Source organism: Pseudomonas sp. Pse79, from assembly GCF_024519615.1.
GTDB lineage: Bacteria > Pseudomonadota > Gammaproteobacteria > Pseudomonadales > Pseudomonadaceae > Aquipseudomonas > Aquipseudomonas veronii.
This window is the reverse complement of record NZ_JALJRR010000013.1, coordinates 66,780-91,290: the sequence shown is the minus strand read 5'-3', so window position 1 is coordinate 91,290 and position 24,511 is coordinate 66,780. Positions and strand designations below refer to the sequence as shown.

Below are 24,511 nucleotides of genomic sequence, written 5' to 3'. Positions count from 1 at the left end.
ACTGATCCACTGCCATCGGGAGCAAGCCCCCTCCCACATTCAGACTGCGTCGTTACTGAAACAACGACTCGCTCGACAAGCCGTTCTTCTCCAGGATCTCACGCAAGCGCTTGAGCCCTTCTACCTGGATCTGCCGCACCCGCTCACGGGTCAAGCCGATCTCCAGGCCTACATCCTCCAGGGTGCTGCTCTCATGACCGCGCAGGCCGAAGCGGCGAATCACCACCTCGCGCTGCTTGTCCGTAAGCTCCGACAACCACTGGTCAATGCTTTGGGAAAGATCATCGTCCTGCAACAGCTCGCAAGGGTCTGTCGGGCGATCATCCGTCAGGGTGTCCAGCAGGGTTTTGTCCGAATCCGGGCCCAGCGAGACGTCGACCGAAGACACGCGCTCGTTAAGACCGAGCATGCGCTTGACCTCGCCCACCGGCTTTTCCAGCAGGTTGGCGATTTCTTCGGGAGAGGGTTCATGATCGAGTTTTTGTGTCAGCTCACGCGCCGCCCGCAGGTAGACGTTGAGCTCCTTGACCACATGGATCGGCAACCGGATCGTGCGGGTTTGATTCATGATCGCCCGTTCGATGGTCTGACGAATCCACCAGGTGGCATAGGTCGAGAAGCGGAAGCCGCGTTCGGGGTCGAACTTCTCCACCGCCCGGATCAAGCCCAGGTTGCCCTCCTCGATCAGGTCCAACAGGGACAGCCCGCGATTGACGTAGCGTCGGGCGATTTTCACCACCAGGCGCAGGTTGCTTTCAATCATGCGCTTGCGCCCAGCCGGATCACCCTTTTGCGACAAGCGCGCAAAATGGACTTCTTCTTCGGGAGTCAGCAGAGGGGAAAAGCCGATTTCATTGAGGTACAGCTGGGTCGCATCGAGCGCCCGCGTGTAGTCAATGTACTTATGTTGCTTTAACGCAGTGGAGTTCTTGGATTTGGTGCGAACTGAAGGTACAGCCATTCCCTCATTCGACATCGATTCCATAGCGATGCCGGTCTCCGTAAGGAGAACCTCATCGTCGATGTCAAACTCCGGCGCTTCTTTACTGAGAGCCATTGTTATAGTCCTTTGGTGAGTTCGACCTCAAGCTCAAGCGACGCCTTTATCCTTGGCAACGCTGGAGCCTGTTCCTTCTACGTGAGGGAACAGGCTGGCAACACATCAACGACGGGGTAGGAATTGCAGAGGATCTACAGGTTTCCCTTGGCGGCGAATCTCAAAGTGCAGTTTCACCCGGTCTGTACCAGTTGACCCCATTTCGGCAATTGTCTGTCCGACTTTGACCTGCTGCCCCTCCCGAACCAACAGCCTACGGTTGTGGCCGTAAGCACTGACGTAGGTATCGCTGTGTTTGATGATGACCAGCTCGCCGTAGCCCCGCAAACCACTCCCGGCGTACACCACTGTCCCATCAGATGCAGCTAAAACAGGCTGTCCCAAATCCCCGGCGATATCAATGCCTTTATTCAAACTACCGTTTGAAGAGAATTTTCCAATCAATACGCCGTTCGACGGCCATCCCCAGCCGGTCGGCGCAGGCCCCGCAGGCGGCAGCGGCGCGGCTGCCGGTTTGCTCGCAACCGCAGGCGCGGCGCTGCCTGCAGGCCGCGTGATGATCGTGGTTTTGCTCGAGGACGAGGGCGAAGATGTGGTGTTTGTCACCACTGACGTCGGTGTTGAACCGGTGCGTCCATCGAAGCGAATCGTCTGACCCGGATGTATCGTGTAGGGCACCGGAATATTGTTGCGCGCGGCGAGCGCCTTGTAGTCCCAGCCATAGCGGAAGGCAATCGAAAACAGCGTATCGCCCTTGCGCACCACATACTGCCCCGTGGTCACGGTCGGCTTCTGCGGCGCGGCATTCGTGCGATCAACCACCCTCGCGCCCCCGGAAGGCGTGCTCGAACAAGCCGCCAATAAGGAACTCAAGACAAGGCCAAGCACCAGTCGCTGAAAGCTTGTTTTACTCATACGCTGCGCAAGACCTGTGAGACTCACCCGCCGCTCCCTTTGTGGTGGCTGAACATGAATGCCTGTATCAGGCTTGAAATATGTCGTAAGTATAACTGGGCATTGGCTTTTTACTGGCACACGACTGAAACGAAAGATTCATCGCGTTTAAAACCAACGACCGATCATGTTGACTCTATAGACCCCGCCGTAAGACACATCGCCGCCAACAGAATTCACTGCTCGCGAATAAATGATCAGGCCAGCGGGCCATTGAGCAACGGCACGAAGCGCACGGCGCCGAGCACATGCCGGGAAAAGCCTTCGTCTTCACGGATAATGAGCATCAATTGTTGCACTTCGCCGGAACCCACCGGGATCACCAGCCGACCGCCGGGGGCCAGTTGATCGAGCAACGCCTGCGGTACATCGGTGGCGACCGCGGTGACGATGATGCCGTTATACGGCGCCAGCGCCGGCCAGCCTTCCCAGCCATCGCCCCAGCGGAACACCACGTTGCGCAGGTTCAGTTCCACCAGGCGTTCCTTGGCGCGATCCTGCAGCACCTTGATGCGCTCCACCGAGAACACGCGCTCCACCAACTGCGACAGCACGGCAGTCTGGTAGCCGGAACCGGTGCCGATCTCCAGCACCTTGTCCAACGGGCCCGCCGCCAGCAGCAGCTCGCTCATGCGCGCAACCATATACGGCTGGGAAATGGTCTGGTTATGCCCGATCGGCAACGCCGTGTCTTCGTAGGCGCGATGGGCCAGGGCCTCATCGACAAACAGGTGCCGGGGCGTGCGCCGGATCACTTCCAGTACCTGGGCGTTGGACAGGCCCTCTTCGTACAGGCGCTGGATCAGACGCTCGCGGGTGCGCTGGGAGGTCATCCCGATGCCGCGACGCAACAGGTCGTCTTGTTCACGAGCCATCAGCGCAAGTCCTCCAGCCAGCCATCGAGACTACTGAAGGCATCACTGAAGGTGCGATCGAGCTGCAACGGGGTAATCGATACATAGCCTTGCATCACCGCATGAAAGTCAGTGCCCGGCCCACCGTCTTCGGCATCGCCCGCAGCGGCGATCCAATAACCTTCCTTGCCACGCGGGTCGACCACCTTCAACGGCGCCGCCGCGCGGGCGCGATGGCCCAGGCGCGTGAGCTGGATACCGCGAATATGCTCGAGGGGCAAGTTGGGGATATTGACGTTAAGCACCGTCCGGGGCGGCAGATCGAGGGAACCGTGGGCCTCCACCAGCTTGCGCGCGAAATGCGCGGCCGTCGGCAGGTTGTCCAATTGACGCGAGGTCAACGAAAAGGCAAACGAGGTCCGCCCCAGGAAACGCCCTTCCAGGGCCGCCGCCACCGTGCCGGAATACAGCACGTCATCCCCCAGGTTGGCGCCGAGGTTGATGCCCGACACCACCAGGTCCGGCTCCTGATCCAACAAACTGTTGATCGCCAGGTGTACGCAGTCGGTGGGGGTGCCGTTCACGCTGATATAGCCATTGGCCAGAACGTGCACGTGCAGCGGACGGTCGAGCGTCAGCGAACTGCTGGCGCCGCTCTTGTCCTGGTCGGGGGCAACCACCACGCACTCGGCGTAATCCGCCAGCGCAGCATGAAGCGCGGCGAGGCCGGGTGCGGTGGCACCGTCGTCATTTGATATCAGAATACGCATGGGCTGTCCGTCTGCCCCACCGGCACCAGATCAACAAGCTCGCGCACCAAGACAGTGGCGAAGCATCCGGCCGGCAGGACGAATTCCAATTGCAGAATGTCAGGCCCGGGATAATGCCACGTCAACCCGCCAATGGGCAGTCGCAGAATGCGACGTTCCTGGCTCATGCCGGCATTCACCAGCCAATCGCGCAGGTCGGCCTCACTGGCGGCAACCGCCTGCTCCAGCGCATGGGTTGCACCGCTGGCTGGCGAATCGCCTTCGCCCCACTGCGGTCCGGTGGGGTGCAGATCGAGGATCGCCAGGCGCGGATCGCTGCATTCAGCCTCCCCCGCCGGGAAAAAACTGCGGCTGTCGGTGAAGGCCAGCAGATCGCCGACCTGCGCACGCTGCCAGGAACCGTCCGCGACACGGGCCGCCAACACTTTGTTGAAGAGGTAACTGCGCGCCGTCGACAGCAACCGCGAACGCACGTTGCGCTGCTCCGGCAAGGCCTTGCGGGCCGCCCACTCACGCGCATCCACCACATTGCCGCCGTTGTGGCCAAAGCGCTGGGTGCCGAAATAATTGGGAATGCCGTGCTGGGCGATCAGTTGCAAGCGCGCTTCGATGGCCGCGTGATCCCCCGCCAGTTGCGTCAGGCGCAAGGTAAAACCGTTGGCCGAATGAGCACCGCGTTGCAGCTTGCGCTTGTGGCGGCCGGTCTTGAGGATCTTGAGGGTGTCGTTTTCCGCGCCGCTCAGGTCCGGATCGGCCTTGCCCGGCAGTTGCACACTGAACCACTGGCGGGTCAACGCCTGGCGATCCTTGAGCCCGGCATAGCTGACGGTGCGCAACGGCACGCCGGCGGCCTTGGCGATCCGGCGCGCGGCTTCTTCGGTGTTGAGGCCACGCTTTTCCACCCACAGCCACAGGTGCTCACCCTCACCGCTCAGCGGGATATCGAGCACTTCGTCGACCTGGAAATCTTCCGCGGTAGCCTTCAGCACGGCGCTGCCCAAGGCCTCGCCATAGGCCCGCGGGCCCAGCAGTTGCAAGTCGTTCATGCGCGCAGCAACAAAGCGACGGAATGTACCGCGATGCCCTCTTCACGACCGGTAAACCCGAGCTTTTCGGTGGTGGTGGCTTTCACGTTCACTTGATCCAATTCAATGTGCAGATCCGCCGCGATCAGCGCGCGCATCGACTCGATGTGGGGGGCCATTTTCGGCGCCTGGGCCACGATGGTGTTATCGACGTTGCCGACCTTCCAGCCTTTGGCGTGGATCAGGCCGACCACATGGCGCAGCAATACCCGGCTGTCCGCGCCCTTGAAGGTCGGGTCGGTGTCCGGAAAGTGCTTGCCGATATCGCCGAGCGCCGCGGCGCCGAGCAAGGCGTCGCTCAACGCGTGCAGCAGGACATCGCCGTCGGAATGAGCCAGCAACCCATGGTGGTGCGCGATCCGCACGCCGCCCAGGGTGATGAAATCGCCTTCAGCGAAACGGTGCACATCGTAGCCGTGGCCAATACGCATAAAAAAACGCCCCGATTTAATTCAGGGCGTGATTCTACCTACTTTTGTCGCATATTAACCGAGCAAAGCACGGCCATGATGTCGCAAATGATCTTCGATGAAGCTGGCGATAAAGAAGTAGCTGTGGTCGTAGCCCGGTTGCAGGCGCAGTTCGAGCGGATGGTTGGCCGCTTTCGCCGCTTGCTGCAGGGCTTCGGGCTTGAGCTGCACCGCGAGGAAGTCGTCGCGGTCGCCCTGGTCCACCAGCAACGGCAGCTTTTCCGCGGCTTCGCTGATCAGCACGCAAGCATCCCACTCGCGCCACTTCGAGCGCTCTTCGCCCAGGTAACGGGAGAAGGCTTTCTGGCCCCATGGGCAATCCATCGGGTTGTTGATCGGCGAAAACGCCGACACCGATAGGTAACGCCCGGGGTTGCGCAATGCACATACCAGCGCACCGTGGCCGCCCATGGAGTGGCCGCTGATACCGCGCTTCTGCGAAGCCGGGAAATGCGCCTCAACCAACGCCGGCAATTCCTGCACCACGTAGTCATGCATCCGATAGTGCTTGGCCCAGGGTTCCTGGGTGGCATTCAGATAGAAACCGGCCCCCAGGCCGAAATCCCAGGCGTTGTCCGGATCGCCCGGCACCCCAGGACCACGCGGGCTGGTGTCCGGCGCAACAATGATCAGCCCCAGTTCGGCCGCCATGCGCTGGGCGCCGGCTTTCTGCATGAAGTTTTCATCGGTGCAGGTCAACCCGGACAGCCAGTACACCACCGGCAGCTTGCCGCCCTGCTCCGCTTGCGGCGGCAGGTAGACGGCGAAGGTCATGTCGCAACCGAGCACCTCGGAATGATGCTTGTAGCGTTTATGCCAGCCGCCGAAGCTCTTCTGGCACGACAGGTTTTCCAGACTCATGGCCGACCTCAAAAGTGAATGACGGTACGAATGCTCTTGCCTTCATGCATCAGATCAAACGCTTTGTTGATGTCTTCCAGGCCCATGGTGTGGGTGATGAAGGTGTCCAACGGGATCTCGCCGTTCTGGGCCATTTCCACGTAGCTGGGCAGCTCGCTGCGACCACGCACGCCGCCAAAGGCCGAACCGCGCCAGACGCGGCCGGTCACCAGCTGGAATGGACGGGTGGAAATTTCCTGACCAGCACCGGCAACGCCGATGATCACCGATTCGCCCCAGCCTTTGTGGCAGCACTCGAGGGCGGCGCGCATCAGTTGCACGTTGCCGATGCACTCGAAGGAAAAGTCCACGCCGCCGTCAGTCAAATCGACAATCACGTCCTGGATCGGGCGATCGTAGTCTTTCGGGTTGATGCAGTCGGTGGCGCCCAGTTGCTTGGCGATTTCGAACTTGGCCGGGTTGATGTCGATGGCGATGATGCGACCGGCCTTGGCTTTTACCGCGCCGATCACCGCCGACAGGCCGATACCGCCCAAGCCGAAGATGGCGACGGTATCGCCGGGCTTGACCTTGGCAGTGTTGATCACCGCACCGATGCCGGTGGTGACGCCACAGCCGAGCAGGCAGACTTTTTCCAGCGGCGCGTCTTTAGGAATCTTCGCCACGGAAATTTCCGGCAGCACGGTGTACTCGGAAAAGGTCGAGGTGCCCATGTAGTGGAAAATCGGCTGACCCTTGTAGGAGAAACGCGTGGTGCCATCGGGCATCAGGCCTTTGCCCTGGGTGGCACGAATCGCCTGGCACAGGTTGGTCTTGCCCGACAGGCAGAATTTGCACTTGCCGCACTCCGGGGTGTAGAGCGGGATCACATGGTCGCCGACCGCAACCGAGGTCACGCCCTCGCCGATCGCCTCAACCACCGCACCGCCTTCATGGCCGAGAATCGACGGGAAGATGCCTTCCGGGTCGGCGCCCGACAACGTGTAGGCGTCGGTATGGCACACGCCGGACGCAACCACGCGCAACAGCACTTCGCCGGCCTTGGGCATGGCGACATCCACTTCTACGATCTCGAGGGGCTTCTTGGCTTCGAAGGCTACGGCGGCGCGGGACTTGATCATCCGGGTTTCTCCTGGGAGTTAAAAACTAAGACGGCGAGTGTAAAACATGCCCCGCTGATTAATAATCCAGGCAAAAGCAAAACTTTATTGCTGTACAGGGATAATCGCCATGCTGGAAAACCGCTGGGAAGGCATCGATGAGTTCGTCGCCGTCGCTGAATGCAGCCAATTCACCGCGGCGGCGGAACGCCTTGGGGTGTCTTCGTCGCACATCAGCCGGCAAGTGGCTCGCCTGGAAGAACGGCTGCAAACGCGCTTGCTGTATCGCAGTACGCGCAAGGTGACCCTGACCGAAGCCGGCCAGACCTTTCTGCAACACTGCCAGCGCCTGCAGGATGGCCGCGAAGAGGCCCTGCGCGCCGTCGGCGACCTCGCCAGCGAGCCCAAGGGCATGCTGCGCATGACCTGCGCCGTGGCGTATGGCGAACGATTCATCGTGCCGCTGGTGACGCGGTTCATGGGGCTTTACCCGCAACTGCGGGTGGACATCGAACTGAGCAATCGTCAGTTGGACTTGGTACACGAAGGCCTCGACCTGGCGATTCGCCTGGGACGCCTGCAAGACTCGCGCATGGTCGCCAGCCGCCTGGCGCCGCGCCGCATGTACTTGTGCGCGTCGCCGTCCTACCTGGCGCGGTATGGGCGGCCGCACAGTTTGTCGGAATTGACTCGGCACAACTGCCTGATCGGCAGCTCGGACATCTGGCAACTGGCCCAGGACGGGCGCGAATTTTCCCAAAGGGTGCAGGGCAACTGGCGCTGCAACAGTGGGCAGGCGGTGTTGGACGCGGCGTTGCAAGGGGTGGGCTTGTGTCAGTTGCCGGACTATTACGTGCTCGAGCATTTGCACAGTGGCGCGCTGGTGTCGTTACTGGAAGCGCATCAGCCGCCGAATACGGCGGTGTGGGCGTTGTATCCGCAGCAGCGGCATTTGTCGCCGAAGGTCAGGAAGCTGGTGGATTATTTAAAGGCAGGGTTGGCCGAACGGCCGGAGTACGGTACTGAGCATTGATGGCGTTTATCGTTTATGTAGGAGCGAGCTTGCTCGCGAAAAACTTGAGAGCGCCGCTTCAATCCAGATTGTCCGCGTTATCGTTGACGTTTTTCGCGAGCAAGCTCGCTCCTACAGCCGATTGGCCCAGCGTAGTCGCAGCCATTCCAGGTCCTCGGGCCGGGTCACCTTGATATTGTCCGAGCGCCCTTCGATCAGGCGCGGCGCCTGGCCAGACCATTCCATGGCCGACGCTTCGTCGGTAATGACCGCATCGGCCACAAGGCTGTCGGCCAGCGCACGGTGCAGCGCACCCAGGCGGAACATCTGCGGCGTGTAGGCCTGCCAGATCAAGCTGCGGTCAACGGTCTCGATGACGCGACCATGCTTGTCTACACGCTTGAGGGTATCGCGGGCCGGCACAGCCAGCAGGCCACCCACCGGATCGTCCGCGAGTTCGGCGAGCAGTTTGTCGAGATCGTCACGACTCAGGTTAGGCCGCGCCGCATCATGCACCAAGACCCAATCATCATCGCTGGCACCCAGGGCATTGAGCTGCAGCAACGCATTGAGTACCGAGCCCGAACGCTCCGAGCCACCGTCCGCCCGCTGGATACGCGGGTCAGCGGCACACGCGAGGTGAGGCCAGTAAGGGTCATCAACAGCAAGACTGACCACCAGGCCCTTGAGCGAGGGGTGGTCGAGAAAACAGCCAAGGCTGTGTTCGAGAATAGTGCGCCCGCCCAGTTGCAAGTACTGCTTGGGACGGTCCGCAGCCATACGGGCACCGATGCCCGCGGCAGGAATCACGGCCCAGAAGGCCGGCAAACGGTGATTCATTGGGCCAACTGGTAGAGGGTTTCGCCCTCCTTGACCATGCCCAACTCATGGCGAGCCCGCTCTTCGACGGTCTCCGTGCCTTTTTTCAGCTCAAGCACCTCGGCATCGAGAACGCGATTGCGCTCCAGCAGGCGTTCGTTTTCGGCGTGCTGGTCGGCAATTTGCTGGGTCAGGTCTTTTACCTGCGCAAAGCTGCCATTACCCACCCATAGGCGGTACTGCAGGCCAGCCAGCAACAAGAGCAAGACGAGGAACAACCAATTGGGACTGCGCATCGAATATCGGGTATCCAGTGAAAAAAGACCGCCATACAAAACTTTTGCAGCAACGGATAGCACGAAGCCTGGAAGACCCAGGCTTGTGCTTGATCGTCATCAGATTAGCGTCGAATTTCACACTCTCGTGATTTTTCCGACACAATCTGCCGACTTTTTACCATTTACTGATCAGCCGCGAAACTCGCTGCGACCGTTGTACTTGGCTTTACCCGCCAGTTGCTCTTCGATACGCAGCAATTGGTTGTACTTGGACACGCGATCGGAACGGCACAGCGAGCCGGTCTTGATCTGGCCCGCCGACGTGCCCACGGCCAGGTCGGCAATGGTCGAGTCTTCGGTTTCGCCGGAGCGGTGCGAGATCACGGCGGTGTAGCCCGCAGCCTTGGCCATCTGGATGGCTTCCAGGGTTTCGGTCAGGGTGCCGATCTGGTTGAACTTGATCAGGATCGAGTTGGCGATCTTCTTGTCGATGCCTTCTTTCAGGATCTTGGTGTTGGTCACGAACAGGTCGTCGCCCACCAGCTGGATTTTTTCGCCGATCTTGTCGGTGAGGATTTTCCAGCCGTCCCAGTCGGACTCGTCCAGGCCGTCTTCGATCGAGATGATCGGGTAGCGCTGGGTCAGGCCCTTGAGGTACTCGGCAAACCCTTCGGAGTTGAACACCTGGCCTTCGCCGGACAGGTTGTACTTACCGTCTTCGTAGAATTCGCTGGCGGCGCAGTCCAGGGCCAGGGTCACGTCGGTGCCCAGGGTGTAACCGGCGTTGGCCACGGCTTCGGAGATGACTTTCAGTGCATCTTCGTTGGACGCCAGGTTCGGCGCGAAACCACCTTCGTCACCCACGGCGGTGCTCAGGCCACGGGCCTTCAGCACAGCCTTGAGGTGATGGAAAATCTCGGTGCCCATGCGCAGGCCTTCGGAGAAGGTCTTGGCGCCAACCGGCTGCACCATGAATTCCTGGATGTCGACGTTGTTATCGGCGTGCTCGCCGCCGTTGATGATGTTCATCATCGGCACCGGCATCGAGTACACACCCGGAGTGCCGTTGAGGTTGGCGATGTGGGCGTACAGCGGCAGGTCCTGGTCCTGCGCGGCGGCCTTGGCGGCGGCCAGGGACACGGCGAGGATGGCGTTGGCACCCAGGCTGCCTTTGTTTTCAGTGCCGTCGAGTTTGATCATCGCGTGGTCCAGGGCTTTCTGGTCCAGCGGGTCTTTGCCCAGCAACAGGTCGCGAATCGGACCGTTGATGTTGGCTACCGCCTTGAGGACACCCTTGCCCAGGTAACGGCTCTTGTCGCCATCACGCAGTTCCAGCGCTTCGCGGGAACCTGTGGAAGCACCGGACGGCGCGCAAGCGCTGCCGATGATGCCGTTATCGAGAAGCACGTCGGCTTCGACGGTGGGGTTGCCACGGGAGTCGAGAACTTCACGACCTTTGATGTCGACGATTTTTGCCATTGTTGTAAACACTCCAAAGTTGACGAAAATGCTCTATACCGCTCGATTTAACTTGTCGCGCACATTGCAATATTTGGAACGAACTTGCCAGTAATAGTGCCCTCTCGGGCCTCATCGCGAGCAAGCTCGGCTCCTACACGGAGAAATGGCGCTTACGCGGTCTCTACCGTCGGAAAACTCTTGACCAGTTCGTCCAACTGCTTGAGCTGGGCCAGGAATGGCTCCAGTTTGTCCAGGCGCAGGGCGCAAGGACCGTCGCATTTGGCGTTGTCCGGGTCCGGGTGGGCTTCCAGGAACAGGCCGGCCAGGGACTGGCTGATGCCGGCCTTGGCCAGGTCCAATACCTGGGCACGACGCCCGCCAGCGGAGTCGGCGCGGCCACCCGGCATTTGCAGCGCGTGGGTCACGTCGAAGAACACCGGGTATTCGAACTGTTTCATGATGCCGAAACCGAGCATGTCCACCACGAGGTTGTTGTAGCCGAAGCTCGAACCGCGCTCGCAGAGGATCAACTGGTCGTTACCCGCTTCCACGCACTTGTTCAGGATGTGCTTCATTTCCTGGGGCGCGAGGAACTGGGCTTTCTTGATATTGATCACCGCACCGGTCTTGGCCATGGCGACCACGAGGTCGGTCTGGCGCGACAGGAAGGCCGGCAACTGGATGATGTCGCACACCTCGGCGACCACGGCAGCCTGTTCAGGCTCGTGAACGTCGGTGATGATCGGCACGCCGAAGGCTTGCTTGATGTCCTGGAAGATCCGCATGCCTTCTTCAAGGCCCGGGCCGCGATAGGAGGTCACGGACGAACGGTTGGCCTTGTCGAAGCTGGCCTTGAACACATAAGGGATACCCAGTTTCTGGGTAACCTTGACGTACTCTTCACAGACCTGCATCGCCATGTCGCGGCTTTCCAGCACGTTCATGCCGCCGAACAGCACCATGGGCTTGTCGTTGGCAATCTCGATGTCGCCTACGCGAATGATCTTCTGGGCCATCAGCTTCACGCCTTCTTCTGATGTTGCGTCAGTGCTGCTTTAACGAAACCGCTGAACAACGGGTGACCGTCGCGCGGCGTCGAGGTGAACTCAGGGTGGAACTGGCAGGCCACGAACCATGGATGATCCGGCGCCTCGACCACTTCGACCAGCTTGCCGTCACCGGAGCGACCGGAGACTTTCAGGCCGGCTGCTTTGATCTGCGGCAGCAGGTTGTTGTTCACTTCGTAGCGGTGACGGTGACGCTCGACGATCACGTCCTTGCCATAGCAGTCGTGGACCAGCGAACCCGGCTCCAGCAGGCAGTCTTGCGCACCGAGGCGCATGGTGCCGCCCAGGTCAGACGATTCGGTACGGGTTTCAACGGCGCCGGTGGCGTCTTCCCACTCGGTGATCAGGCCTACGACCGGGTGGCCGCTGGAATGATCGAACTCGGTGGAGTTGGCGTCTTTCCAACCCAGCACGTTACGAGCGAACTCGATAACGGCCACTTGCATGCCCAGGCAGATCCCCAGGTACGGCACCTTGTGCTCACGAGCGTACTGCACGGCGGTGATCTTGCCTTCCACGCCACGCAGGCCGAAACCGCCTGGAACGAGGATCGCGTCGACGCCTTCGAGCAGCGCGGTGCCTTGGTTCTCGATGTCTTCGGAATCGATATAGCGCAGGTTGACCTTGGTACGGTTGCTGATGCCGGCGTGGCTCATCGCTTCGATCAGCGACTTGTACGCGTCCAAAAGCTCCATGTACTTGCCGACCATGGCGATGGTGACTTCGTGCTCAGGGTTGAGCTTGGCGTCGACCACGGCTTCCCACTCGGACAGATCCGCGCCGCCGCATTGCAGGCCGAAACGCTCGACCACAAAATCGTCCAGGCCCTGGGAATGCAGGATGCCCGGGATCTTGTAGATGGTGTCGGCGTCTTCCAGGGCAATCACCGCACGCTCTTCAACGTTGGTGAACTGCGCGATCTTGCGACGCGAGGAAATATCGATCGGGTGATCGGAACGGCACACCAGCACGTCCGGCTGCAGGCCGATGGAACGCAGTTCCTTGACCGAGTGCTGGGTTGGCTTGGTTTTGGTTTCGCCGGCGGTGGCGATGTAGGGCACCAGTGTCAGGTGCATCAGCATCGCGCGCTTGGCGCCGACTTCGAAACGCAACTGGCGGATGGCTTCGAGGAACGGTTGGGATTCGATGTCACCCACGGTGCCACCGATCTCGACCATCGCCACGTCGGCATCGCCCGCGCCCTTGATGATGCGGCGCTTGATTTCGTCGGTGATGTGCGGGATCACCTGGATGGTTGCACCCAGGTAGTCACCACGACGCTCCTTGCGCAGCACGTGTTCGTAGACACGGCCGGTGGTGAAGTTGTTGTTCTGGGTCATGGTCGTGCGGATGAACCGCTCGTAGTGGCCCAGGTCCAGGTCGGTCTCGGCGCCGTCGTGGGTGACGAACACTTCACCGTGCTGGAACGGGCTCATGGTGCCCGGGTCAACGTTGATGTACGGGTCCAGCTTGAGCATGGTGACCTTAAGTCCCCGCGCCTCCAGGATGGCCGCCAATGAAGCGGAGGCAATGCCTTTCCCCAATGAAGAAACAACACCGCCCGTGACGAATATGTAGCGCGTCATGAAAAACCCTAGAAGTCTGCGTTAAAGCGGTCCGAGCCGCCGGGGAAAGCGAAGGAAGGCCGAAGCCCCCGATCACCTGCATTAATCACAGTGCACCTTTCAAAAAAACCGCCGCGTGGTGACAGACCAGCAATGAAACACCGGTACGTTGATCGCTACACATTTTTTGGAATCGCCCAGCAAAGACTGCTTGGTAATCGGCAACTGCTGCGATTCAGGCGAATCCACAGAAGTTGTATCAAGAAGGGAGCGTAGTCTACCGGAAAGGCGCTATCAGCTCAAACCTTGATCGCAGGTCTGTGGCATCCAATGTAATTGCCAGCCGTCATTCGACGTCTTCCAAAGCCCTGCAAGGCTGGGCACAGCCAGCAATTGCTCGCCCCGATACAGCAGCGGCAATCTGCCACGGACAAAACCCGGCAGCCCACTTTCGTTGAGCAGACGCTTCAAATCGCGCCGACCGCGCCCCGGAATGTCGATGATTTCGCCGCCCTGGCGATAGCGAACCTGCAACACGCCCTCGGGAACCCGACCGATCAACCGGAGTTGGCCATTACCCGGTAACTCTAGCGGGTTTTGCGGCTGCGCCCAGCTCACCGATGCGTCGGAAAACTCCGACCAACTGGAGGGCAGCCACCAGATGCGCTCGCCGCAACGGTGCAGATCGCCGTTGGCCAAGCGCCACAGGGGTTGTGCATCGAGCTTGGCGTCGCGCAGGGAATGCCAGCCGGCCCAGTGGTCGCTGTCGGGTAAACGCGTCAGCGGGCTCAGCCAATGGCGCAGGGCGTTGCGTTGACGCGCGTCGGAAAGCTCACACAGCGGCGCCAGGGCCAAGGACGGCAAGGGCAGCCACGGAAAAGGCGAAGGCTGCTCGGCGGTTTGCAGGTCGATGTGCGCCAACTCGTCCAACAGGCCTTGGGCTTCGCTCAAATGTTCAGCGGCGCGGGCCAGGTTGGCCACGGCCTGGGGCCAGCGCTCGGTCAGGCGCGGGAATACACGATGGCGCAGGTAATTGCGCGAAAAGCGGGGATCGGCGTTGGAAGGGTCTTCGATCCACGTCAACTGGTGCTCCTCGGCGTAGGCCTGCAGCTGCGCGCGTGAACTGCGCAGCAACGGCCGCAGCAGATGACCGCCCGCCAGCGCACGCTGCATCGGCATGGCCGCCAACCCTTGCACCCCCGCGCCGCGCAACAGACGAAACAGCAAGGTTTCGGCCTGATCGTCGCGGTGCTGGCCGATGAGCAACACTTCCCCTGCCCCGACCACCTCACTGAATGCCTGATAGCGCGCATCACGGGCCGCACGCTCCAGGCTTGCGCCAGCCCGCACCTGCACGCGCATCACCCGCAACGGCACGCCAAGGGCGTCACAGACCGACTGACAATGAGCGGGCCAGGCATCGGCCGCAGCTTGCAGGCCATGGTGGACATGAATAGCGCCGAGCGTAGGAAGCTTCTCAGTTTTGGCGAGATTTGCCAGAAGGTGCAGCAGGACGGTGGAATCAAGCCCGCCGGAAAAAGCGATATGCCAGACCGGAGCGTTGCGCCAGGGCGCCAGGGTTTGCAGGAGTTTGGCGGAGAGTAATGGTTTCATCAGATGTTACCGCCGCAAACCTGGAATACGTTGGCCAAGCATACACAAAGCAAATGTGGGAGGGGGCTTGCTCCCGATTGCGGCAGGTCAGTCACCAGATGCATTGACTGACACTCGGCAATCGGGAGCAAGCCCCCTCCCACATTTTTTACGGCTGCGGTTTAGAGACCGTAGCTCATCAGGCGCTCGTAACGCCGGGCCAACAGTGCTTCGGTATCCAGCTTCTTGAGCATCGCCAGTTGCGAACCCAGTTCGGCACGGATGGTCGCGGCAGCGGCGGCCGGATCGCGGTGGGCGCCGCCCAATGGTTCGGCGATGACTTTATCCACGATACCCAGGCCCTTGAGGCGATCGGCGGTGATGCCCATCGCTTCGGCAGCGTCCGGCGCTTTCTCGGCGGTTTTCCACAGGATCGAGGCGCAACCTTCTGGCGAGATCACCGCGTAGGTCGAATATTGCAACATGTTCAGTTGGTCGCAGACACCAATGGCCAACGCACCGCCGGAACCACCTTCACCAATCACGGTGGCAATGATCGGGGTTTTCAGGCGGGACATGACGCGCAGGTTCCAGGCGATCGCTTCGCTCTGGTTGCGCTCTTCGGCGTCGATACCCGGGTACGCGCCCGGGGTGTCGATGAACGTCAGGATCGGCATCTTGAAGCGCTCGGCCATTTCCATCAGGCGGCAAGCCTTGCGGTAGCCTTCCGGACGCGGCATGCCGAAGTTACGGCGGACTTTCTCGCGCACTTCACGGCCTTTCTGGTGACCGATCACCATCACCGGCTGGTCGTCCAGGCGAGCGATACCGCCCACGATGGCGGCGTCGTCGGAGAAGTGGCGGTCGCCGTGCAGCTCGTCGAACTCGGTGAAGATGTGCTGAATGTAGTCCAGGGTGTACGGACGGCGCGGATGGCGGGCCAGGCGCGCAATCTGCCAGCTGGTCAACTTGCCGAAGATGTCTTCGGTGAGCGAGCTGCTCTTGTCTTGCAGGCGAGCGATTTCATCGCCGATATTCAGCGAGTTGTCATTGCCGACCAGGCGCAGTTCTTCGATCTTGGCTTGCAGGTCAGCGATCGGCTGTTCGAAATCAAGAAAATTCGGGTTCATAAGCGTCCGTCTTGGGTCGACGGCCAAGGAGTGCCTGGCCAGCCGGTTGTCTATTCGCGCCCTACCTTAAGGGAGAGGCGCGTCTAGGTCGAGATTAAATGTTTGGTCGAGATCAGGCTATTTGCCATCACCTGATCGTCAACGGTATTGGAGGAAGACGTTGTCACGACCGAACTGGTCACGCAATGCTTGAATCAAGCCATCAGCGGGATCAATTCGCCAGGTCTCGCCGAACTGCAGCATGGCCTTGGCGTCGTTACCGGTGTATTCCATGGTCACCGGGCATGCGCCACGGTGGCGTTTGAGCAAGTCCCCCAACCAGCGCAGCTGATCGCCCTTGAGCGCCTCGGTCTTGACCTTCAAGCGCAGGCTTTCGGCCAGGTTGGTGCGCGCGTCTTCCATGCTCATCACGCGCTTGATCCGCAGGCGCAGGCCGCCGGAGAAGTCGTCGTTGCTGACCTCCCCCTCCACCACCACCATGGCGTCGGTCTGCAACAGCGACTGCGCCGAATGGAACGCATCGGCAAACAGCGACGCCTCGATCCGGCCGGAGCGGTCGTCGAGGGTGATAAAGCCCATCTTGTCGCCCTTTTTGTTTTTCATCACCCGCAGGGCGATAATCATGCCGGCGACGGTCTGGGTGTCGCGCGCCGGTTTCAGGTCGATGATGCGCTGACGGGCGAAACGACGGATTTCCCCTTCGTATTCGTCAATCGGATGACCGGTCAGGTACAGGCCCAGGGTGTCTTTCTCACCTTTGAGGCGTTCCTTGAGGGTCAGCTCCTTGGCCTTGCGATGGTTGGCGTAGACATCCGCGTCTTCTTCGACGAACAACCCGCCAAACAGGTCGGCGTGACCGCTGTCGTGGGTGCGGGCGGTCTGTTCGGCGGCCTTGATCGCTTCTTCCATGGCGGTCAGCAGCACCGCGCGATTGCGGTCGATATTCGCCTGGTAGGCCTTCGGCTCATCATGGAAATACGGGCCGAGACGGTCGAGGGCGCCGCTGCGGATCAAGCCATCGAGGGTACGTTTGTTGATGCGCTTGAGGTCGACCCGCGCGCAGAAATCGAACAGATCCTTGAACGGGCCGTTTTGGCGCGCCTCGGTGATCGCTTCCACCGGGCCCTCGCCCACCCCCTTGATCGCCCCCAGGCCATAGATGATGCGGCCTTCGTCGTTCACGGTGAACTTGAACTCCGAGGCGTTCACGTCCGGCGCGTCGAGGCGCAGCTTCATGGTTCGCACTTCCTCGATCAAGGTCACGACCTTGTCGGTGTTGTGCATATCCGCCGAGAGTACCGCGGCCATGAACGGCGCCGGGTAGTGGGCCTTCAGCCAGGCGGTCTGGTACGACACCAGGCCGTAGGCAGCGGAGTGGGATTTGTTGAAGCCATAACCGGCGAATTTTTCCACCAGGTCGAAAATGTTACCGGCAAGGTCGGCGTCGATATTGTTGGTGGCGCAACCCTCGATGAAACCGCCGCGCTGCTTGGCCATTTCCTCGGGCTTTTTCTTACCCATGGCGCGACGCAGCATGTCCGCACCACCGAGGGTGTAACCGGCCATGACCTGGGCGATCTGCATCACCTGTTCCTGGTACAGGATGATGCCGTAGGTCGGTGCCAGCACCGGCTTGAGGCCTTCGTATTGGTAGTCCGAGTGCGGGTAGGCCAGTTCGGCGCGACCGTGCTTACGGTTGATGAAGTCATCCACCATGCCCGATTGCAGCGGGCCCGGACGGAACAGGGCGACCAGTGCGATCAAGTCTTCCAGGCAGTCGGGCTTGAGCTTTTTGATCAGCTCTTTCATGCCGCGGGATTCCAGCTGGAACACCGCCGTGGTTTCGGCTTTTTGCAGCAGGCTGTAGGTCGGCTTGTCATCCAGCGGGATAAACGCGATGTCCAGCGGTGCTTCGCCGACCTTGGCACGGTCGCGGTTGATCGTCTTGAGCGCCCAGTCGATGATCGTCAGAGTCCGCAGGCCGAGGAAGTCGAACTTCACCAGGCCGGCCGCCTCCACGTCGTCCTTGTCGAACTGGGTCACCAGGCCATCGCCTTCTTCGTCGCAATAGATCGGCGAAAAGTCGGTGAGCTTGGTCGGCGCGATCACCACGCCACCGGCGTGTTTACCGACGTTACGCACCACGCCTTCGAGCTTGCGCGCCATCTCCCAGATTTCGGCGGCTTCTTCGTCGACCTTGATGAAGTCGCGCAGGATTTCTTCCTGCTCGTAGGCCTTTTCCAGGGTCATGCCGACTTCGAACGGGATCATCTTCGACAGGCGATCCGCCAGCCCGTAGGACTTGCCCTGCACCCGGGCCACGTCGCGGATTACCGCCTTGGCCGCCATGGAACCGAACGTGATGATCTGGCTCACGGCGTTGCGGCCATACTTATCGGCCACGTATTCGATCACGCGGTCGCGACCGTCCATGCAGAAGTCGACGTCGAAGTCGGGCATGGAGACCCGTTCCGGGTTAAGGAAGCGTTCGAACAGCAGGTCATATTCCAGCGGGTCGAGGTCGGTGATCTTCTGCACATAGGCAACCAGCGAGCCGGCACCCGAGCCCCGGCCTGGACCGACCGGCACGCCGTTACTCTTGGCCCACTGGATAAAGTCCATCACGATCAGGAAGTAACCGGGGAACCCCATCTGGATGATGATATCCAGCTCGAAATTCAGCCGATCGACGTAGACCTGGCGCTTGGCTTCGTAATCTTCGGTGGTGTCCTTGGGCAGCAGGACCGAGAGGCGTTCCTCCAGGCCATCGAACGATACCTTGCGGAAATACTCATCGATGGTCATGCCTTCGGGAATCGGGAAGTTGGGCAGGAAGTGCTTGCCCAGCTTCACTTCGATATTGCAGCGCTTGGCGATCTCGACGGAGTTTTCCAGGGCCTCGGGCAGGTCGCTGAACAGCTCGGCCATTTCCTCGGCGCTTTTGAGGTATTGCTCTTCGCTGTAGTTTTTCGAGCGGCGCGGGTCATCCAGGGCCCGCCCTTCGCCGATGCACACGCGGGTTTCGTGGGCTTCGAAATCTTCTTTCTTGATGAAGCGCACATCGTTGGTCGCCACCAGCGGCGCGCCCAGCTTGTCGGCCAGGGCCACGGCGGCGTGCAGATGTTCTTCATCGTTGGGGCGGTTGGTGCGCTGGACTTCCAGGTAGAAGCGGTCAGGGAACACGGCCATCCACTCGCGGGCCAGCACTTCGGCTTCCTGCGGGTTGCCGCCCAGCAGCGCGATCCCGATCTCACCCTCTTTGGCCGCCGAGAGCATGATCACGCCCTCGCTGGCCTCGGCCACCCACTCACGCTCGATGATCACCGCGCCGTTGCGCTGGCCGTCGATGAAGCCACGGGAAATCAGTTCGGTGAGGTTGCGATAACCGACGCCGTTCATCGCCAACAGGCTGATGCGGCTCAGAGGGTTATCCGGGTCTTTGTTCGACAGCCACAGGTCGGCGCCGCAGATCGGCTTGATGCCGGCGCCCATGGCGTTCTTGTAGAACTTGACCAGGGAACACATGTTGTTCTGATCGGTGACCGCGACGGCAGGCATGTTCATGCCCACCAGGGTTTTGACCAGCGGTTTGATCCGTACCAGGCCGTCGACCAGGGAGTATTCAGTGTGCAGGCGTAGGTGAACGAATGAAGCCGGCATAGTGATCCTGTCTTAAACGTAGAAACAACAAGGCCCGGGATTGTACCGGGCCTGGGCAAAAACATCAGCCTCGCGACTAAACCTCGCTGAGGCTCTCGCGCTGTTCGTAAGCCAGGCGCACCGGGCCGAACGAGCGGCGGTGGATCGGCGTCGGGCCGAGACGGGCCAGCGCTTCCAGATGAACGGGCGTCGGGTAGCCTTTATGGCCCGCAATGCCGTAGCCGGGGTAGATCAATTCGAACGCAGCCATTTCACGGTCACGGCTGACCTTGGCCAGAATCGAGGCGGCCGCGATGGCGGGCACCTTGCTATCACCCTTGACCACCGCTTCAGCCGGCATCGCCAGTTTCGGGCAGCGATTGCCATCGATCATCGCCAGTTTCGGGGTGATATGCAGGCCCTCGACGGCGCGCTGCATGGCAAGCATGGTGGCGTGGAGGATATTCAACTCGTCGATTTCTTCGACTTCGGCCCGGGCGATATGCCAGCTCAGGGCTTTTTCACAGATCTCGTCGAAGAGTTTTTCCCGACGCGCTTCGGTGAGTTTCTTCGAGTCGTTGAGGCCGAGGATCGGCCGGTTCGGGTCAAGAATCACCGCCGCCGTCACCACGGCACCACAGAGCGGGCCGCGCCCGACTTCATCCACGCCGGCCACCAGTTCGTGGGCTTGCGCGACCAGGCTGAAATCCAGCCCCATTTGCGTCGTCATAGGGCTTCCTGTTTATGGCCGATCAAGGTCAACACGGCATCCGCCGCCTGGTTTGACGCATCGCGCCGCAGGGTGCGGTGGATCTCGTCAAAGCCGCGGGTCTGCTCTTCGCCGCCGTCGATCAAGGGGAGTAGCGTCTGCGCCAGGGCTGCGGGCGTTGCATCGTCCTGCAACAATTCCGGCACCAACAGGCGCTGGGCCAGCAGATTGGGCAAGGAGATGTAGGGGCTTTTAACCATGCGCTTGAGAATCCAGAAGGTCAGCGGCGCCAGGCGGTAAGCCACGACCATCGGACGCTTGTACAGCAACGCCTCCAGGGTCGCGGTACCCGAAGCGATCAGCACCGCGTCGCACGCCGCCAGGGCCAGGTGCGACTGACCATCGAGCAGGGTCAACGGCAGGTTGCGCCCTTGCAGCAAGGTTTCGATCTGTGCGCGACGTTGCGGGCTCGCACACGGCAACACAAAGCGCACGCCAGGCTTCATGATCAGCAGGCGCTCGGCGGCATCAAAAAACAGCGCGCCCAGGCGGCCCACTTCGCCACCCCGACTGCCCGGCATCAGCGCGACCAGCGGGCCGTCCGGCAAGCCCAGTTCGGCACGCGCCGCAGCACGATCGGCGTGCAGCGGGATGGTGTCGGCCAGCGTGTGCCCGACAAACCGCACCGGCACGCCCTTCTCTTCGTAGAAACGGGCTTCGAACGGCAGCAAGGTCAGCATCAAATCACAGCCTTCGCGGATCTTCAGCACGCGCTTCTGCCGCCACGCCCACACGGATGGGCTGACGTAATGCACGGTCTTGATCCCGGCCTGACGCAACTTGAGTTCGATATTGAGGGTGAAATCCGGCGCGTCGATTCCGATGAACACGTCAGGTTTTTCTTGGATCAGGGTCTGAATCAGCAGCTTGCGCCGTGCCAGCAGCTCACGCAGACGGCCCAGCACTTCCACCAACCCCATGACCGACAAGCGCTCCATGGGGAAGTAGGAGGTGAGGCCTTCAGCCTGCATCAACGGGCCGCCCACGCCAATGAACTCGACCGCCGGATGCTGGGCCTTGAGCGCCCGCATCAGCCCCGCGCCCAGGATATCGCCGGAAGCTTCCCCGGCGACCAATGCGATACGCAGATTGGCCATGATCAGCGCGTGATGCCGCGGGTCGACGCCTGGATCGAGTCACGGAACACCGCGACTTCCGGGAACAACATTGCCGGCTCGGTCAGTTCAGCCAATGCCTGCTCAACCGTCAGGCCCTGGCGGTAAACCACCTTGTAGGCGCGACGCAGGGCGTGGATCGCATCGTCGCTGAAACCCCGACGGCGCATGCCTTCGAAGTTCATGCTGCGGGCTTCGGCAGGGTTGCCGAACACCGTGACGAACGCCGGGACATCCTTGCCGATAGCCGTGCCCATGCCGGAAAAACTATGGGCGCCGATGTGGCAGTACTGATGCACCAGGGTGAAACCGGACAGGATCGCCCAATCGTCAACGTGTACATGGCCTGCCAACGCGGTGTTGTTGACCAGGATGCAGTGGTTGCCGATCACACTGTCGTGGCCGATATGCGCGTAAGCCATGACCAGGTTGTGATCACCCAACGTGGTCTCGGCACGGTCCTGCACGGTGCCACGGTGAATGGTCACGCCTTCACGAATGATGTTGTGATCACCGATTACCAGGCGTGTTTCTTCCCCCTTGTACTTCATGTCGGGGGTGTCTTCGCCTATCGAGGAAAACTGATAGATGCGATTGTGCCTGCCAATGCGGGTCGGTCCCTTGAGGATCACGTGCGGCCCGATGACAGTCCCCTCGCCGATTTCCACACCTGCGCCGACGATCGACCAAGGGCCGACCTCAACGTCGGCGGCCAGTACGGCCGACGGATCGATGATTGCGCGAGGGTCAATCAAACTCATAGTTTGCGTTCCGCGCAGATGATTTCGGCGGAGCACACCGGCTTGCCATCCACCGAGGCCTGGCATTCGAACTTCCAGATCTGGCGCTTGCAGCTGATGAACTTGGCTTCCAGGATCAACTGGTCACCCGGGGTGACCGGGTTGCGGAAACGCAACTTGTCGGAGCCCACGAAATAATAAAGCGTGCCGTCGGCAGGCTTGAGGTCGAGCATTTTGAAACCAAGGATACCGGCAGCCTGGGCCATTGCTTCGATGATCAACACGCCCGGCATGATCGGATGCGCGGGAAAGTGACCATTGAAGAACGGTTCGTTGATGCTGACATTCTTGTAGGCACGAATGCGCTTTTCCTCAACATTGAGGTCCACTACACGGTCCACCAGCAGGAACGGGTAACGGTGAGGCAGGTATTCGCGAATCTCGTTGATGTCCATCATTTCGGGGGGAAGCCTGTAATAAAGATTGGGGGCGGGCGACTAAACGCACGCCCCGCTAGCAAATCAAGGAGGCAGTCTAGCGGCTGTGCACACTTGATATGGAAATGGTATCAGCCTTCTGATGAAGCATTACCGCCAGGGGTCACGTCCCCAACACGCTTTTCCAGCTGTTTGAGACGTCGAGCCATGTCGTCGATGTGCCTCAAACGCGCCGCACTCTTGCGCCATTCAGCCGCAGGCTGCATGGCGGTACCGGACGAATAGGCACCGGGCTCGGTAATCGAGTGGGTGACCATGGTCATGCCGGTGATGAAGACGTTGTCGCAAATATCGATGTGCCCAACCAGCCCTACGCCACCGGCGAGCATGCAATGCTTGCCGATCTTGGTGCTGCCGGATATGCCTACGCAGGCCGCCATGGCGGTGTGATCGCCAATCTGTACGTTGTGGGCAATCTGGATCTGGTTATCGAGCTTCACGCCATTACCGATCACGGTATCGGCCAAAGCCCCGCGATCAACAGCGGTATTGACGCCGATTTCCACATCGTCGCCGATCAATACGCCGCCGACCTGGGCAATCTTGTGCCAAACACCTTTCGAATTGGCAAAACCGAAGCCTTCGCCACCGATCACCGCGCCCGACTGAATGACCACCCGCTGCCCGATACGCACATCGTGGTACAGGGTCACGCGGGGCGCCAACCAGCCATCGGCACCGATTTCACAGCGTGCGCCGATAAAGCACTGAGCGCCCACGGTGACACCGGCGCCAATGCGCGCGCCACTTTCGATCACGGCAAAGGCGCCAATGCTCGCCGCAGGATCAACCTGGGCATCATCGGCGATCACCGCCGTCGGGTGAATCCCTCCAGCCGCCTTGGGTTTCGGATCGAACAGGTGGGATACCCGCGCATAAGCGAGGTACGGATCAGGCACCACCAGCGCATCCCCGGCGTAACCCTCGGCGTCAGCAGCCTTCAGCAGCAGGGCTGCGGCTTGGCTATCGGCCAGGTATTTACGGTATTGGGGATTTGCGAGGAAGCTCAACTGAGATGGGCCAGCCTCCTGCAAGGTGGCTAGCCCAGTGATTTCTTTCTCCGGGGAACCACGCAAGGTGGCTCCCAGGAACTCGGCCAACTCGCCGAGCTTGATAGTCGCGGTCATGGCTTACTTCAGCTGGTTCATGCGCTCGATCACCTGGCGGGTGATGTCGTATTGAGGCTTGACGTCAATCACGGCGCCGCGCTCGAACACCAGGTCAAAGGCACCTTTCTTGATGACTTCTTCCACAGCGCTGTCGAGTTTCGGCTTGAGCTGCTTGAGCATTTCGCGGTCGGCAACAGCCTTGGCTTCGTTCAGCTCCTTGGACTGGAACTGGTAGTCACGGGCCTTTTGCTTGAATTCAAGCTCCAGGCGCTCGCGCTCGCCTTGCTGCATCTTGTCGCCACCGGCTACCAGACGATCCTGGATGCCCTTGGCACTGCTTTCCAACGTTTTGAGCTTGGTCAGTTGCGGACCGAACTTCTTCTCGGCATCCACCGCGTACTTCTTGGCCGCGTCGGATTCCAGCAGGGCCATCTGATAGTTCAGGACAGCGATTTTCATCTCGGCGAAGGCCGGGGTGGTTACCAGCACAGTGGCCAGCAGAACCAATTGAGTCAACTTACGCACGATGTACTCCTACAGATCCGTTGTCGTTATCTTGGGTCAGA

The 24,511-nt window shown here is 60.7% G+C and carries 23 protein-coding genes; 1 reads left to right on the top strand and 22 read right to left on the bottom strand.

Translation table 11 applies throughout. The features are described 5' to 3' along the window. Positions 1-52: 52 nt before the first annotated feature. From rpoS to NR164_RS17640, 8 genes are all read right to left on the bottom strand, one after another. Positions 53-1,057 carry an RNA polymerase sigma factor RpoS gene (gene rpoS / locus NR164_RS17675; RefSeq protein ID WP_017844767.1) on the bottom strand — a complete coding sequence of 335 codons (1,005 nt, stop codon included), beginning with the start codon at positions 1,055-1,057 and terminating at the stop codon, positions 53-55. 105 nt (positions 1,058-1,162) lie between these two features. Further along, complete coding sequence (locus NR164_RS17670) at positions 1,163-1,999, bottom strand: peptidoglycan DD-metalloendopeptidase family protein (RefSeq protein ID WP_026139769.1); 837 nt, start codon at positions 1,997-1,999, stop codon at positions 1,163-1,165. Between the two features lie 209 nt (positions 2,000-2,208). Beyond that, positions 2,209-2,844, bottom strand: coding sequence for a protein-L-isoaspartate(D-aspartate) O-methyltransferase (locus tag NR164_RS17665; protein WP_169850588.1), 636 nt, complete (start codon positions 2,842-2,844; stop codon positions 2,209-2,211). A gap of 41 nt (positions 2,845-2,885) precedes the next feature. Then, entirely contained in the window at positions 2,886-3,635 is a 750-nt protein-coding gene (gene surE / locus NR164_RS17660; RefSeq protein WP_017844765.1) for a 5'/3'-nucleotidase SurE, read from the bottom strand. Then, positions 3,623-4,681 carry a tRNA pseudouridine(13) synthase TruD gene (truD, locus tag NR164_RS17655; RefSeq protein ID WP_256823036.1) on the bottom strand — a complete coding sequence of 353 codons (1,059 nt, stop codon included), beginning with the start codon at positions 4,679-4,681 and terminating at the stop codon, positions 3,623-3,625. Before truD ends, surE begins: the two co-directional genes overlap by 13 nt. Beyond that, on the bottom strand, positions 4,678-5,151 hold the full coding sequence (ispF, locus tag NR164_RS17650) for a 2-C-methyl-D-erythritol 2,4-cyclodiphosphate synthase (RefSeq protein ID WP_017844763.1): 474 nt from the start codon (positions 5,149-5,151) through the stop codon (positions 4,678-4,680). The genes truD and ispF overlap by 4 nt, the downstream gene beginning before the upstream one ends. 54 nt (positions 5,152-5,205) lie before the next feature. Further along, complete coding sequence (gene fghA / locus NR164_RS17645; protein ID WP_017844762.1) at positions 5,206-6,051, bottom strand: S-formylglutathione hydrolase; 846 nt, start codon at positions 6,049-6,051, stop codon at positions 5,206-5,208. 8 nt (positions 6,052-6,059) lie between these two features. Continuing rightward, the gene (locus NR164_RS17640) at positions 6,060-7,172 is read right to left on the bottom strand and encodes an S-(hydroxymethyl)glutathione dehydrogenase/class III alcohol dehydrogenase (RefSeq protein WP_057004721.1); all 1,113 of its coding nucleotides are present in this window, start codon (positions 7,170-7,172) and stop codon (positions 6,060-6,062) included. Between the two features lie 109 nt (positions 7,173-7,281). Here NR164_RS17640 and NR164_RS17635 point away from each other — a divergent pair, with 109 nt between their 5' ends. Continuing rightward, positions 7,282-8,184: a LysR substrate-binding domain-containing protein gene (locus NR164_RS17635; RefSeq protein WP_046384458.1), complete on the top strand. Its 903-nt coding sequence runs from the start codon at positions 7,282-7,284 to the stop codon at positions 8,182-8,184. Between the two features lie 111 nt (positions 8,185-8,295). On the opposite strand, the gene ispD is transcribed toward NR164_RS17635, so the two are convergent. The 14 genes from ispD to NR164_RS17565 form a co-directional block, all read right to left on the bottom strand. Continuing rightward, positions 8,296-9,003 carry a 2-C-methyl-D-erythritol 4-phosphate cytidylyltransferase gene (gene ispD, locus NR164_RS17630; RefSeq protein ID WP_017844759.1) on the bottom strand — a complete coding sequence of 236 codons (708 nt, stop codon included), beginning with the start codon at positions 9,001-9,003 and terminating at the stop codon, positions 8,296-8,298. Next, the gene (gene ftsB / locus NR164_RS17625; RefSeq protein WP_003172294.1) at positions 9,000-9,278 is read right to left on the bottom strand and encodes a cell division protein FtsB; all 279 of its coding nucleotides are present in this window, start codon (positions 9,276-9,278) and stop codon (positions 9,000-9,002) included. Before ftsB ends, ispD begins: the two co-directional genes overlap by 4 nt. A gap of 171 nt (positions 9,279-9,449) precedes the next feature. Continuing rightward, a complete protein-coding gene (gene eno, locus NR164_RS17620; protein WP_017844757.1) occupies positions 9,450-10,739 on the bottom strand; it encodes a phosphopyruvate hydratase in 1,290 nt (429 codons plus the stop codon). A gap of 152 nt (positions 10,740-10,891) precedes the next feature. Further along, a complete protein-coding gene (kdsA, locus tag NR164_RS17615; protein ID WP_010563535.1) occupies positions 10,892-11,737 on the bottom strand; it encodes a 3-deoxy-8-phosphooctulonate synthase in 846 nt (281 codons plus the stop codon). Positions 11,738-11,742: 5 nt separating this feature from the next. Continuing rightward, positions 11,743-13,374, bottom strand: coding sequence for a CTP synthase (locus NR164_RS17610; protein WP_026139768.1), 1,632 nt, complete (start codon positions 13,372-13,374; stop codon positions 11,743-11,745). Positions 13,375-13,647: 273 nt separating this feature from the next. Further along, positions 13,648-14,967: a tRNA lysidine(34) synthetase TilS gene (tilS, locus tag NR164_RS17605; protein WP_256823035.1), complete on the bottom strand. Its 1,320-nt coding sequence runs from the start codon at positions 14,965-14,967 to the stop codon at positions 13,648-13,650. Positions 14,968-15,128: 161 nt separating this feature from the next. Then, positions 15,129-16,076 carry an acetyl-CoA carboxylase carboxyltransferase subunit alpha gene (locus NR164_RS17600; RefSeq protein WP_017844753.1) on the bottom strand — a complete coding sequence of 316 codons (948 nt, stop codon included), beginning with the start codon at positions 16,074-16,076 and terminating at the stop codon, positions 15,129-15,131. Between the two features lie 138 nt (positions 16,077-16,214). Next, on the bottom strand, positions 16,215-19,736 hold the full coding sequence (gene dnaE / locus NR164_RS17595; protein ID WP_046384461.1) for a DNA polymerase III subunit alpha: 3,522 nt from the start codon (positions 19,734-19,736) through the stop codon (positions 16,215-16,217). Between the two features lie 76 nt (positions 19,737-19,812). Further along, a complete protein-coding gene (gene rnhB, locus NR164_RS17590) occupies positions 19,813-20,445 on the bottom strand; it encodes a ribonuclease HII (RefSeq protein WP_256823034.1) in 633 nt (210 codons plus the stop codon). Further along, positions 20,442-21,581 carry a lipid-A-disaccharide synthase gene (gene lpxB, locus NR164_RS17585; RefSeq protein ID WP_017844750.1) on the bottom strand — a complete coding sequence of 380 codons (1,140 nt, stop codon included), beginning with the start codon at positions 21,579-21,581 and terminating at the stop codon, positions 20,442-20,444. Before lpxB ends, rnhB begins: the two co-directional genes overlap by 4 nt. 2 nt (positions 21,582-21,583) lie before the next feature. Further along, positions 21,584-22,360 (bottom strand): acyl-ACP--UDP-N-acetylglucosamine O-acyltransferase, encoded by a 777-nt coding sequence (gene lpxA / locus NR164_RS17580; protein ID WP_046384462.1) that lies wholly within the window; start codon positions 22,358-22,360, stop codon positions 21,584-21,586. Continuing rightward, positions 22,357-22,797, bottom strand: coding sequence for a 3-hydroxyacyl-ACP dehydratase FabZ (gene fabZ / locus NR164_RS17575; RefSeq protein ID WP_003172281.1), 441 nt, complete (start codon positions 22,795-22,797; stop codon positions 22,357-22,359). Before fabZ ends, lpxA begins: the two co-directional genes overlap by 4 nt. A gap of 110 nt (positions 22,798-22,907) precedes the next feature. After that, positions 22,908-23,963 carry a UDP-3-O-(3-hydroxymyristoyl)glucosamine N-acyltransferase gene (gene lpxD / locus NR164_RS17570; protein ID WP_017844748.1) on the bottom strand — a complete coding sequence of 352 codons (1,056 nt, stop codon included), beginning with the start codon at positions 23,961-23,963 and terminating at the stop codon, positions 22,908-22,910. Between the two features lie 3 nt (positions 23,964-23,966). Continuing rightward, on the bottom strand, positions 23,967-24,470 hold the full coding sequence (locus NR164_RS17565; protein ID WP_003172279.1) for an OmpH family outer membrane protein: 504 nt from the start codon (positions 24,468-24,470) through the stop codon (positions 23,967-23,969). Between the last annotated feature and the right edge of the window lie 41 nt (positions 24,471-24,511).

Coding starts and splice junctions, on each gene's coding strand:
- rpoS (WP_017844767.1), bottom strand. CDS start 1,057: ATGGCTCTCAGTAAAGAAGCGCCGGAGTTTGACATCGACGATGAGGTT.
- NR164_RS17665 (WP_169850588.1), bottom strand. CDS start 2,844: ATGACCTCCCAGCGCACCCGCGAGCGTCTGATCCAGCGCCTGTACGAA.
- surE (WP_017844765.1), bottom strand. CDS start 3,635: ATGCGTATTCTGATATCAAATGACGACGGTGCCACCGCACCCGGCCTC.
- truD (WP_256823036.1), bottom strand. CDS start 4,681: ATGAACGACTTGCAACTGCTGGGCCCGCGGGCCTATGGCGAGGCCTTG.
- ispF (WP_017844763.1), bottom strand. CDS start 5,151: ATGCGTATTGGCCACGGCTACGATGTGCACCGTTTCGCTGAAGGCGAT.
- fghA (WP_017844762.1), bottom strand. CDS start 6,051: ATGAGTCTGGAAAACCTGTCGTGCCAGAAGAGCTTCGGCGGCTGGCAT.
- NR164_RS17640 (WP_057004721.1), bottom strand. CDS start 7,172: ATGATCAAGTCCCGCGCCGCCGTAGCCTTCGAAGCCAAGAAGCCCCTC.
- NR164_RS17635 (WP_046384458.1), top strand. CDS start 7,282: ATGCTGGAAAACCGCTGGGAAGGCATCGATGAGTTCGTCGCCGTCGCT.
- ispD (WP_017844759.1), bottom strand. CDS start 9,003: ATGAATCACCGTTTGCCGGCCTTCTGGGCCGTGATTCCTGCCGCGGGC.
- ftsB (WP_003172294.1), bottom strand. CDS start 9,278: ATGCGCAGTCCCAATTGGTTGTTCCTCGTCTTGCTCTTGTTGCTGGCT.
- eno (WP_017844757.1), bottom strand. CDS start 10,739: ATGGCAAAAATCGTCGACATCAAAGGTCGTGAAGTTCTCGACTCCCGT.
- kdsA (WP_010563535.1), bottom strand. CDS start 11,737: ATGGCCCAGAAGATCATTCGCGTAGGCGACATCGAGATTGCCAACGAC.
- NR164_RS17610 (WP_026139768.1), bottom strand. CDS start 13,374: ATGACGCGCTACATATTCGTCACGGGCGGTGTTGTTTCTTCATTGGGG.
- tilS (WP_256823035.1), bottom strand. CDS start 14,967: ATGAAACCATTACTCTCCGCCAAACTCCTGCAAACCCTGGCGCCCTGG.
- NR164_RS17600 (WP_017844753.1), bottom strand. CDS start 16,076: ATGAACCCGAATTTTCTTGATTTCGAACAGCCGATCGCTGACCTGCAA.
- dnaE (WP_046384461.1), bottom strand. CDS start 19,736: ATGCCGGCTTCATTCGTTCACCTACGCCTGCACACTGAATACTCCCTG.
- rnhB (WP_256823034.1), bottom strand. CDS start 20,445: ATGACGACGCAAATGGGGCTGGATTTCAGCCTGGTCGCGCAAGCCCAC.
- lpxB (WP_017844750.1), bottom strand. CDS start 21,581: ATGGCCAATCTGCGTATCGCATTGGTCGCCGGGGAAGCTTCCGGCGAT.
- lpxA (WP_046384462.1), bottom strand. CDS start 22,360: ATGAGTTTGATTGACCCTCGCGCAATCATCGATCCGTCGGCCGTACTG.
- fabZ (WP_003172281.1), bottom strand. CDS start 22,797: ATGATGGACATCAACGAGATTCGCGAATACCTGCCTCACCGTTACCCG.
- lpxD (WP_017844748.1), bottom strand. CDS start 23,963: ATGACCGCGACTATCAAGCTCGGCGAGTTGGCCGAGTTCCTGGGAGCC.